The 9983-nt window shown below is 74.4% G+C and carries 9 protein-coding genes; 2 read left to right on the top strand and 7 right to left on the bottom strand.

Going from position 1 to position 9983, the window contains the following annotated elements; translation table 11 throughout:
* Positions 1–59: 59 nt before the first annotated feature.
* From ABQ292_RS02715 to hisC, 4 genes are read right to left on the bottom strand one after another with little or no spacing between them, the layout of a single operon-like run.
* Complete coding sequence (locus ABQ292_RS02715; protein ID WP_369202947.1) at positions 60–1091, bottom strand: YihY/virulence factor BrkB family protein; 1032 nt, start codon at positions 1089–1091, stop codon at positions 60–62.
* A gap of 41 nt (positions 1092–1132) precedes the next feature.
* Positions 1133–1708 carry a 2'-5' RNA ligase family protein gene (locus ABQ292_RS02710; protein ID WP_369202945.1) on the bottom strand — a complete coding sequence of 192 codons (576 nt, stop codon included), beginning with the start codon at positions 1706–1708 and terminating at the stop codon, positions 1133–1135.
* Positions 1705–2718, bottom strand: a complete 1014-nt coding sequence (trpS, locus tag ABQ292_RS02705) for a tryptophan--tRNA ligase (protein ID WP_369202943.1) — start codon at positions 2716–2718, stop codon at positions 1705–1707. The genes ABQ292_RS02710 and trpS overlap by 4 nt, the downstream gene beginning before the upstream one ends.
* Positions 2719–2757: 39 nt before the next feature.
* Positions 2758–3867: a histidinol-phosphate transaminase gene (gene hisC, locus ABQ292_RS02700; RefSeq protein WP_369202941.1), complete on the bottom strand. Its 1110-nt coding sequence runs from the start codon at positions 3865–3867 to the stop codon at positions 2758–2760.
* 41 nt (positions 3868–3908) lie between these two features.
* On the opposite strand from hisC, the gene galE reads away from it, so the two are divergent.
* On the top strand, positions 3909–4865 hold the full coding sequence (galE, locus tag ABQ292_RS02695; protein WP_369202939.1) for a UDP-glucose 4-epimerase GalE: 957 nt from the start codon (positions 3909–3911) through the stop codon (positions 4863–4865).
* Positions 4866–4953: 88 nt separating this feature from the next.
* Here galE and ABQ292_RS02690 read toward each other — a convergent pair whose 3' ends face one another.
* Positions 4954–6273, bottom strand: coding sequence for a hemolysin family protein (locus ABQ292_RS02690; RefSeq protein WP_369202937.1), 1320 nt, complete (start codon positions 6271–6273; stop codon positions 4954–4956).
* 962 nt (positions 6274–7235) lie between these two features.
* Here ABQ292_RS02690 and ABQ292_RS02685 point away from each other — a divergent pair.
* Entirely contained in the window at positions 7236–7619 is a 384-nt protein-coding gene (locus ABQ292_RS02685; protein ID WP_369202935.1) for a CAP domain-containing protein, read from the top strand.
* A gap of 66 nt (positions 7620–7685) precedes the next feature.
* Here the strand turns inward: ABQ292_RS02685 and ABQ292_RS02680 are convergent, their stop codons facing one another.
* Together ABQ292_RS02680 and ABQ292_RS02675 are read right to left on the bottom strand one after the other, a co-directional pair.
* Positions 7686–8336 carry a putative endonuclease domain-containing protein gene (locus ABQ292_RS02680; RefSeq protein ID WP_369202933.1) on the bottom strand — a complete coding sequence of 217 codons (651 nt, stop codon included), beginning with the start codon at positions 8334–8336 and terminating at the stop codon, positions 7686–7688.
* A 363-nt stretch (positions 8337–8699) separates the two neighbouring features.
* On the bottom strand, positions 8700–9923 hold the full coding sequence (locus ABQ292_RS02675) for an NADP-dependent isocitrate dehydrogenase (protein WP_438940563.1): 1224 nt from the start codon (positions 9921–9923) through the stop codon (positions 8700–8702).
* Positions 9924–9983 lie beyond the last annotated feature (60 nt).

Here is a 9983-nt window from a genome sequence, read left to right as displayed (position 1 = left end):
CCGCGGGCTGCTGGCGGCCGCCCTGGGTGCGGCCGCGGTCGCGGTCGTCGTCGCGACGCTCATCGGCCGGCGACGGGCGATGCGACGACCGGTACCGGCTCCTCCGGGACGACGGGGACCGCCTGCTGCAGGGACGGCAGCATCGCGGTCCAGGCGGCCGTGAAGAAGGCGAAGCGGACCACCAGGTTGATCCACACCAGCGTGCCGACGGCGCCGCCGAACGCCGACGACGTGACGTTCCCGGAGATCAGCGAGAGGTAGAGGCTGCCCAGCAGCTTCATCACCTCGAACCCGGCGGCCCCGAACAGCGCCCCCGGCAGCAGCAGCCGCACCGGGTGCGACGTCGAGGGCACCACCCGGAGCAGCCACAGGAAGACCAGGACGTCGCCGGCGAAGGCCAGCGCGAGGCCGAGGGCGGCGGTGAGGAAGGCCAGGCCCGGGGCGCCCTCGATGCCGAGCAGCGAGAGCACCCAGGAGGTGGCCCGCGTGGCGAAGCCGGTCAGGCCGATGCTGGCCAGGCCGGCGGCCCCCAGGGCGACGAGGGCGACGACGTCGGCCAGGTTGTCCCGCCAGAACTCCGGCTCGTCGGCCTCGCCCTTCCAGGTCCGCTCCATGCCGATGCGCAGCTTGTCCATGGCCCGCAGGCCGGCGTAGAGGAAGCCCGCCGCGCCGAGCAGCGTGGTGATGCCGGCCGCGCCCACCGCCGAGCGCAGCTCGCTGACGATCTGCCGGCCGGTCGCGCCGGGGAACGCCTCGCGGACGGCGGTGAACAGCTCGCGCTGCAGCAGCTCGTCGCCCGAGAGGACCAGCGCGGTGACCGAGGCGGCCAGCAGCAGGACGGGGAACAGGCCGAGGAAGACGAAGTAGGTGACACCGGCGGCCATGAGGTCGCCCTGGGTCCGGGTGTAGCGGCCACCGGCCCGGGCGAGGTGGTCGAACCACGGGCGGCGACGGCGCTGCGCCTCCACGACCGCGGTGATCCGGCCGCCGACGCCGGTGACGCGCTCCCACGGACGGCGGAGGGCGGTGCGGGCGGCGGTGCCACGGGTCGCGTCGACGATCGGCGGCCGGTCGTCCGGAGGTGCACCCACCGGACCCAGTCTGCGCTCCCCGCGGTGTGCCCGCGCGGCGGTCAGGAGCGGTGCGGCGGGCCGGTCAGGGGGTACTCGCGCGCCACGGTCCACGTGCCGGCCGGGGTCTGCTCGAACTCGGTGAACGAGGAGACGCGGAACTCGGCGGAGAGGTCGGCCAGGCCGGTGTAGGCCAGCTCGAGCATGTCGCGCGGGACGTCGTGGGCGACGGTGACGTGCGGGTGGTACGGGAAGGACAGCGAGCGGGCCAGCGGCCCGGAGCGGACGTCGGAGGCCAGCAGCTCGCAGTTGCCGATGCCCTTGGCGACGGCGACGAAGACGACGTCGGAGACGGGCGTGAAGGTGCCGGTGCCCGACAGGTGCATCTCGAAGGGCGGGTGCCCGGCGGCGACGCGGGCGAGGTGCTCGGTGATGGCCGCCCGGTCGTTGCCGGCCACCTCGGTGGGCGGCAGCAGGGTGACGTGCGGCGGGACGAGCGTGGCCTGGGCGTCACCCACCTTCGCCCGCCAGTCGACCAGCACCTGCGCCCACGGCTCGGGGATCGGCACCAGCACACCGACGACGGAGGTCTGCGGCAGCGGCGTCAGGCTGCGCCCGACGAAGGTGTCCGCGTTCACGCCCCCGCTCCCGCCGGCGGCAGGAAGCCGACCCGCTCGTAGACGTCGCGGACCGTCTGCCCGGCGACCTCCCGGGCCCGTGCGGCCCCGCGGGCCAGCACCCGCTCCAGCTCGGCGCGGTCGTCGAGGAGCTGCCGGGTGCGCTCGCGGACGGGGACGACGAACTCGGTGATCACCTCGGCGAGCTCCTTCTTGAGGTCGCCGTAGCCGCGGCCCGCGAACCGCTCCTCCAGCGCCGGCACCGGCGTCCCGGACAGCGCGCTGTGGATGGTCAGCAGGTTGGTCACGCCGGGCTTGCCCTCGGGGTCGGCGACGACCTCGCGGCCGGTGTCGGTGACCGCCGAGCGGATCTTCTTGGCCGTCACCCTCGGGTCGTCGAGCAGCAGGACGCAGCCGGCCGGCGGCAGGCTCTTGCTCATCTTCTTCTCCGGCGACTGCAGGTCGAGGACCTTGGCGCCGCCCTCGGGGATGCGGGCGCTGGGCACGGTGAAGGTCTCGCCGAAGCGGCCGTTGAACCGGGTGGCCAGGTCGCGGGTGAGCTCCAGGTGCTGCCGCTGGTCCTCACCCACCGGCACCTCGTCGGCCTGGTAGACGAGGATGTCGGCGGCCTGCAGCACCGGGTAGGTGAACAGCCCCACCGAGGACCCCGCGGTGCCCTCCCGCTGGCTCTTGTCCTTGAACTGCGTCATCCGGCTGGCCTCGCCGAACCGGGCCAGGCACTCCAGCACCCAGGACAGCCGCACGTGCTCGGGGACGTGGCTCTGCACGAACAGGCTGCTGCGGTCGGGGTCGACGCCGAGGGCCAGCAGCTGGGCGGCCGCGGTCAGGGTGTTGCGCCGGAGCTCCTCCGGGTCCCAGTCCATCGTGATCGCGTGCAGGTCGACGACGCAGTAGAAGGCCTCGGCCGTCTCCTGCAGCGCGACCCACTGCCGCAGCGCGCCGAGGTAGTTCCCGAGGTGGAACGAGCCCGCTGTCGGCTGGATGCCGGAGAGCACACGGGGCGATGGCATGTGGGGCGGTGGCACGTCGGCCATCAAACCAGCCGGGCTTCAGGCGACCGGCGCGCCGGTGCGCACGTCGCCCAGCGCCGTCAGGAACAGGTCGTCCTCCTCCGGCGTCCCCACCGTCACGCGGATCCCCTCACCCGCGAACGGCCGGGTGATGACCCCGCGGGCCTCCAGGGCGGCGGCCACCTCCGCGGTCGGCTCCCCCAGCGGGAGCCAGACGAAGTTCGCCTGGCTGTCGGGCACCTCCAGGCCGCGCCCGCGCAGCGCGGCGGTGAGCCGGTCGCGCTCGGCGACGACGGCGGCCACCCTCCTCCTGACCTCGTCCTCGCTGGCCAGCGCGGCGACGGCGGCGGCCTGCGCCAGCGAGGAGACGCTGAAGGGCACGTGCGTGCGGCGGACGGCGTCGGCGACGGCGGGGTCCTCGGCGACCAGGTAGCCCACCCGCAGCCCGGCCAGCCCCCACGCCTTGGAGAACGTGCGCAGCACCGCGACGTTCGGGCGCCCGCGCATCAGCTCCAGGCCGTCGGGGACGCCGGGGTCGGTGACGAACTCGCGGTAGGCCTCGTCGAGCACCACCAGCGCCGTCTCGGGGACGCGGTCGAGGAACCGCTCGAGCTCCGCGCGCCGCACCGCCGTCCCGGTGGGGTTGTTGGGGTTGCAGACGAAGACCAGCCGGGTGGTGTCGTCGACGGCGACGGCCAGCGCGTCGAGGTCGTGCGTGTCGGGCGCGCCGCCCGGCCGCGACGGTGCCAGCGGGACGGGCACCGGGCGCGCGCCGGCGACCTGGGCCAGCAGCGGGTACATCTCGAACGACCGCCAGGCGAAGACCAGGCCGGTGCCGGGATCGTTGAACGACTGGGCCAGCTGCTGGCAGAGCATGACCGCGCCGCACCCGGGCACCACCTGCTCCGGCGCCACGCCGTAGCGCTCGGCGAGGGCGGCGGTGAGCACGGTGGCGCCGTTGTCGGGGTAGCGGTACGTCTCCCCCGCGGTCGCCGACAGCGCCTGGACGACGGCGGGCAGCGGCGGGAAGGGCACCTCGTTGCTGGCCAGCTTGACCGCGCGGTCGACGCCCAGCTCGCGGGCGAGGTCGGCGGGGTTGCGCCCCGGCCTGTAGGCCGGCAGCGCCTGCACCGCCGGACGTGCGCTCACCACGGCAGGACCTCCAGGGCTACGGCTCCTAGGGTGGCCCCATGCGCGTACTCGTCGCCGGTGGGGCCGGCTACATCGGCAGCGTAGTCACCGCCGCCCTCCTCGAGGGCGGCCACGAGGTGACCGTGCTCGACGACCTCTCGACCGGGCACGCCGACGCCGTCCCCGACGGCGCCCGGTTCGTCCAGGCCACGCTGCAGGAGTCGGCGCCCGTGCTGGCCGACGTCCGGCCCGAGGCGGTGCTGCACTTCGCGGCCAAGAGCCTGGTCGGCGAGTCGCAGGTGAAGCCGGAGATCTACTGGGAGCACAACGTCGGCGGGTCGCTGGCGCTGCTCGAGGCGATGCGGGCGGTCGACTGCCGGCGGATCGTCTTCTCCTCCACCGCGGCCACCTACGGCGAGCCCGAGGAGGTGCCGATCCGCGAGGACGCGCCGACCCGGCCGACCAACACCTACGGCGCCACCAAGCTCGCCGTCGACGCGATGCTGACCTCCTACGCCACCGCGTACGACTTCGCCGCGGTGAGCCTGCGCTACTTCAACGTCGCGGGCGCCGCGTACGGCCTGGGCGAGCGGCACACCACCGAGACCCACCTCATCCCGATCGCCCTGCAGGTGGCCGCCGGCACGCGCGAGACCATCACCGTCTACGGCGAGGACTACCCGACGCCCGACGGCACCTGCATCCGCGACTACATCCACGTCTCCGACCTCGCCGACGCCCACCTGCTGGCCCTGACCGCGCCGCAGCCGGGCGAGCACCGCGTCTACAACCTGGGCAACGGCACCGGTTTCTCGGTGCAGCAGGTGGTCGACGCCGTCCGCGAGGTGACCGGCCACCCGGTGCCCGTGGAGGTGGGCACCCGCCGGGCCGGCGACCCGGCGCAGCTGGTGGCCGCCAGCGACCGCATCCGGGCCGATCTGGGCTGGACGCCGCGGCACACCGACCTGGCCGGGATCGTCCGGGACGCGTGGGACGTCGCCCAGAAGCGGGGCTGAACCGGACCACCCGGACAGCCGGGGCTGCTGGAGGACCCTCCTGCCCCCCACCGCCCGCAGGCTGGCGGCGGGCCCTGCAGACGGGCCGTCAGCCGGCCGGCTGGTCCTCGCCGGCCGGCTCCGGGTCGGGGGCGCGGGAGACCGAGAGGCGGGCGATCCGCCGTCCGTCGAGCTCGAGCACGGTGAGCGTGCGGCCCCGGGCATCGACGCCGTCGCCCACCTCCGGCAGCCGGCCGAGCTCGGCGAGCACGTAGCCGGCGACGGTCTCGTAGGGCCCCTCGGGCAGCCGCAGGCCGGTGACCTCCGCGAAGTCGTCGAGGTTGAGCAGCCCGTCGACCTCCTGCGGCCCGCCGGGCACCTCCTCGCCCTCGGGGGCGACCTCCTCGTCGTACTCGTCGTAGATCTCCCCGATGACCTCCTCGATGAGGTCCTCGAGGGTGACGATGCCGTCGGTGCCGCCGTACTCGTCGACGACGACCGCCAGGTGCTGGTTGTCCCGGCGCATCTCCGACAGCGCCGTCAGCACGCCCGCGGTGCCGGGCAGCCGCTTGACCTCGCGGGCGAGGTCGCCGACCGTGGCCGCGCGGCCGGCCGGGTGGGTGGGCAGCAGCAGGTCGCGGACGTGCACGAAGCCCACCACGTCGTCCTGGTCGCGGCCGGCCACCGGGTAGCGCGACCAGCTGGAGTCGGCGACCTGGCGTGCCGCGCGGCTGACCGTCGTCGAGGCCTCGAGGAACTCCACCTCGGTGCGCGGCGTCATGACCTCCCGCACCTCGCGGTCGCCGGCACGGAAGACCTCGTCGATGAGCTTGCGCTCGTCGCTGCTCAGCGACTCGTGCGCGGCGACCAGGTCGCGCAGCTCCTCCTGGCTGATCGCCTCGCCGCTGGCCTTGGGGTCACCGCCCAGGAGCCGGACGAGCACGTTGGTGGACGCCGACAGCAGCCAGATGACCGGGCGGGACAGGGTGGCGATGGCGTTGAGCGGGCGGGCCACGAGCAGCGAGAAGCCCTCGGCGCGCTGCAGGGCCAGGCGCTTGGGGGTCAGCTCCCCCACGACCAGCGACACGTAGCTGATCGCGACCGTCACCAGGACAAGCGCCAGAGCCTCGGCGACGCCCTGCCCGACGCCGCGGCGCACCAGCCAGTCGCCCAGCGGCTCGGCCAGCGTGCTGGCACCGAACGCGGCGGAGAGGAAGCCGGCGAGGGTGACGCCCACCTGGACGGCGGCGAGGAAGCGGTTGGGGTCCCCGAGCAGGCGGGCCAGGGCCTGTCCGCGGCGGCCGCGCTCCGACAGCGACCGGACCTGCGCCTCCCGCAGCGAGACCAGCGCGATCTCCGCGCCGGCGAAGGCGCCGCCGACCAGGACGAAGACGACGACCATGACGATGTCGAGCCAGACGTCGCTCACCGGCGGCGTGCTCCTCGGTGCTCGGGGGATGGCGTCTCGGGGTGGTGGCCGGCGTCCATGCTGCCGGGGACGGTCCCGCGAGCCCACACCGGTGTCCCCGGCAGGTCGGCGAGTGACCTCGGTCACACCACCCTGCCGGGGGGCCGTCAGCTACGGCTAGTCTCGACGAAGTCACACGTAGTGACATGTCGACTCCCGTGAGGTCCCCCCACGTGCGCCACCGCCGGTCTTCCCCGCCGCCCTCCGTCCGTCGCAGCCGCGCCTCCGCCCGGCTGGCTGCGCTGCCGCGTGCCGTCCTCGTCCGCCGCGGCGTCCTGCCGGCGCTGCTCGTCGCGCTCGCCGTCGCCGGGATCGGGCTCCTCGCGCCGCTGCTGGCCGCGGGTCGCGGTGGGCTGACCACGGCCGAGTCCGCGGCGACGGAGGCGGCGGCGGAGGCGGCGGCGGAGGGCGCCTCGGACGGTGCGACGCGCCAGCGCACCGGCGTCGTCGAGATGGGCGTCGACGGCGAGCCGAGCGCCCCCGGGACGACGGCCGGGTCCGGTCCGGCCGGGACGTCGTCGCCAGGGACGGGCCCGGGTGAGCCCGCGCCCGCGGCGGGCTCGGCGACGGACGACCGGTCGCCCCCCGGCTCGCCGGTGCCCGGGTCGTCCGCGGCCGGGTCCCCGTCCCCCGCCGCCGGGTCCTCGTCCCCCGCTGCCGGGTCCTCGTCGTCCGCCGCCGGGTCGCCGTCCGCGTCCGGTTCCTCGTCGGGGTCGTCGTCGGGGTCGTCGTCGGGGTCGTCGTCAGCGGGCTCGTCGTCCGCTGGCTCGCCCTCGTCGCCCGCTGGCTCGCCCTCGTCCTCGGCCGGGTCGTCGTCCGCTGCTGCGTCGTCCGCTGCAGGGGCCTCCGCGACCGCGCCCGGGACGGCGGCGACGCGGACCGCGCCGGTCACCTCCACCTCGCCGTCGGCGACGAGCGCGTCCGTGCCGGGGGCGGCCGCCGCGCAGACGGTGCTGGAGCTGGTCAACGAGGCCCGGGCCACCGCCGGCTGCGCGCCCGTCGTCGCCGACTCGGGGCTGGCGGCCGTCGCCCGCGCGCACAGCGCCGACATGCGCGACCGCGGGTACTTCTCGCACACCACCCCCGACGGGCTCTCCCCCTTCGACCGGGCCGAGGCGGCCGGGATCGACCACGCGCGGGCGGAGAACATCGCCCAGGGCCAGCCGGACGCCGCCGCGGTCGTGCAGGCGTGGATGAACAGTGCCGGCCACCGGGCGAACATCCTCGACTGCTCGCTCACGACGCTGGGCGTGGGCGTCGCCGAGGGCCCCGGCGGCCCCTGGTGGACCCAGCTCTTCGGCGCCTGACCCGGCTGGCGGGGAGCACCTGCACACGGGCGAGGGGCTGCGCCGGCCGCCGGAGGTCGTCGACCGTCACGTGGAGGACCACCCACCCCGCGGCGTCGAGCCGGTTGAGGCGGCGGCGTCGTCGAGGAGGGTCTGCCGCTCCGCGTGCCACAGCCCGTCGTCCTCGATGGCCACTCGCAGCTCGGGGTAGGCGAGGTCGACGCGCGCGACGAAGCCCTCCGCGTCCCGGACGACGTGCTGCGCCACAGGTGGCATGCCGGCCCGGCAGAGGAGCAACCTGAGCCGCGTCTCCTGCGGTGACGCGGCCAGCCCGTCGGCGACCGCCGCCACCCAGCGCGCCCGGGCGCTCCCCCGGCACCTCGGGAGCAGGGCCGCGGCCGCGCGGACGTCGTCCCGCGGAGCCAGGCCCGCCTGCACCGGACGATCGAGCAGGACGACGGCCTCGTCCCGGTCCCCGAACCGGATCAGGTCGACGGCGGTGTCGGCGCGAGGGAGAGAGCGGCACGGTCCGTGCCGCACCAGGTGCTGACCTGGTAGCAGGGTGCGGACACGGACGCCGGCGTTCCAGCGCTGCCCGCCGGGCAGCACCGCCTCGACCGGGTCCTCGGGACCGGCGATGTCGGGGACACCCGACAGGACCGCAGCACTGCGGCCGGTGAAGCCGCCACCCGCGGGGAGCGCCAGGCCCGCCGCGCTGACCAGCAGCCGGTGGGTCACGGGCACCGAGGCGTCGGCGTGGGCGTGTCGCCACAGCCGGCGCCACGCACGGCTGCGCAGCTGCCCGTGCGTCAGCCGGCCCGCTCGACCGCGGTCGTCCCACGGAAGACGCGACCCTGCGACTGCGGCGGGCGCGACGGCGGGGTGGGCACGGGTCGACCCCGCCGCCCACGGGCCGCTCCCACGGCGCCTGTCCGCAGGACGAGGACACGGCAGTGGCCCCTCAGACGCGCTGAGGGGGCCACTGCCGTGTGCTCGGCCCCCCTGCAGGGCCCTGCCGCGAGCCCGCGGGCGGTGGGGGCAGGGGGTCCTTCCTCAGGGCGTCGATCAGGCCGTCGATCAGGCCGTCGATCAGGCCATCGATCAGGCCATGGCCTTCTGCAGGTTGGTGTCGATGGCCGCCAGGAAGTCCTGGGTGGTCAGCCACGGCTGGTCCTTGGAGATCAGCAGCGCGAGGTCCTTGGTCATCTGGCCGCTCTCGACGGTGTCGATGCAGACCTTCTCCAGCGTCTCGGCGAACCGGGTCACCTCGGGGGTGCCGTCGAGCTTGCCGCGGTGGGCCAGGCCCCGGGTCCAGGCGAAGATCGACGCGATCGGGTTGGTCGACGTCTCCTTGCCCTGCTGGTGCTGCCGGTAGTGGCGGGTCACCGTGCCATGGGCGGCCTCGGCCTCGACCGTGCGGCCGTCGGGGCTCATCAGCACCGAGGTCATCAGGCCCAGGGAGCCGAAGCCCTGCGCCACGGTGTCGGACTGCACGTCGCCGTCGTAGTTCTTGCACGCCCAGACGTACCCGCCCTCCCACTTGAGGGACGCGGCGACCATGTCGTCGATGAGCCGGTGCTCGTAGGTGATGCCGGCCTTCTCGAACTGGTCCTTGAACTCGGTCTCGAAGACCTCGGCGAACAGGTCCTTGAACCGGCCGTCGTAGGCCTTGAGGATCGTGTTCTTGGTCGACAGGTAGACCGGGTACTCACGGTTGAGGCCGTAGTTCATGGAGGCCCGGGCGAAGTCGCGGATCGACTCGTCGAGGTTGTACATCGCCATCGCGACGCCGCCGCCGGGCGACTGGAACACCTCGTGCTCGATCGGCGCGGAGCCGTCCTTCGGCGTGAAGGTGATCGTCAGCGTGCCCTCGCCGGGGAAGCGGAAGTCCGTGGCGCGGTACTGGTCGCCGAACGCGTGACGGCCGACGACGATCGGCTTGGTCCACCCGGGCACGAGGCGCGGCACGTTCTGCATGATGATCGGCTCGCGGAAGATGACGCCGCCGAGGATGTTGCGGATCGTCCCGTTCGGGGACCGCCACATCTTCTTCAGGCCGAACTCCTCGACCCGCGCCTCGTCGGGCGTGATCGTCGCGCACTTGACGCCGACGCCGTGCTGCTTGATCGCGTTGGCGGAGTCGACGGTGACCTGGTCGTCGGTGGCGTCGCGGTGCTCGATGCCCAGGTCGTAGTACTCCAGGTTGACGTCGAGGTACGGCAGGATCAGCTGGTCCTTGATGAACTGCCAGATGATCCGGGTCATCTCGTCGCCGTCGAGCTCGACGACGGTGCCCTCGACCTTGATCTTGCTCACGTCAGACATTCCCTCTCCACAGCTCCGACCCCTCGGGCCGGAAGTCGGTCAGGTGGGCGGTCGGGACCA

The sequence above is a fragment of the Geodermatophilus maliterrae genome, from assembly GCF_041018925.1.
Classification (GTDB): domain Bacteria; phylum Actinomycetota; class Actinomycetes; order Mycobacteriales; family Geodermatophilaceae; genus Geodermatophilus; species Geodermatophilus maliterrae.
Note: the sequence above shows the minus strand (reverse complement) of the source record. Positions and strands in the feature narration are given on the sequence as shown.

Excerpts from the sequence above, each read along its gene's own strand:
- galE (WP_369202939.1), top strand. The coding sequence starts at position 3,909 with ATGCGCGTACTCGTCGCCGGTGGGGCCGGCTACATCGGCAGCGTAGTC.
- trpS (WP_369202943.1), bottom strand. The coding sequence starts at position 2,718 with ATGCCATCGCCCCGTGTGCTCTCCGGCATCCAGCCGACAGCGGGCTCG.
- ABQ292_RS02675 (WP_438940563.1), bottom strand. The coding sequence starts at position 9,923 with ATGTCTGACGTGAGCAAGATCAAGGTCGAGGGCACCGTCGTCGAGCTC.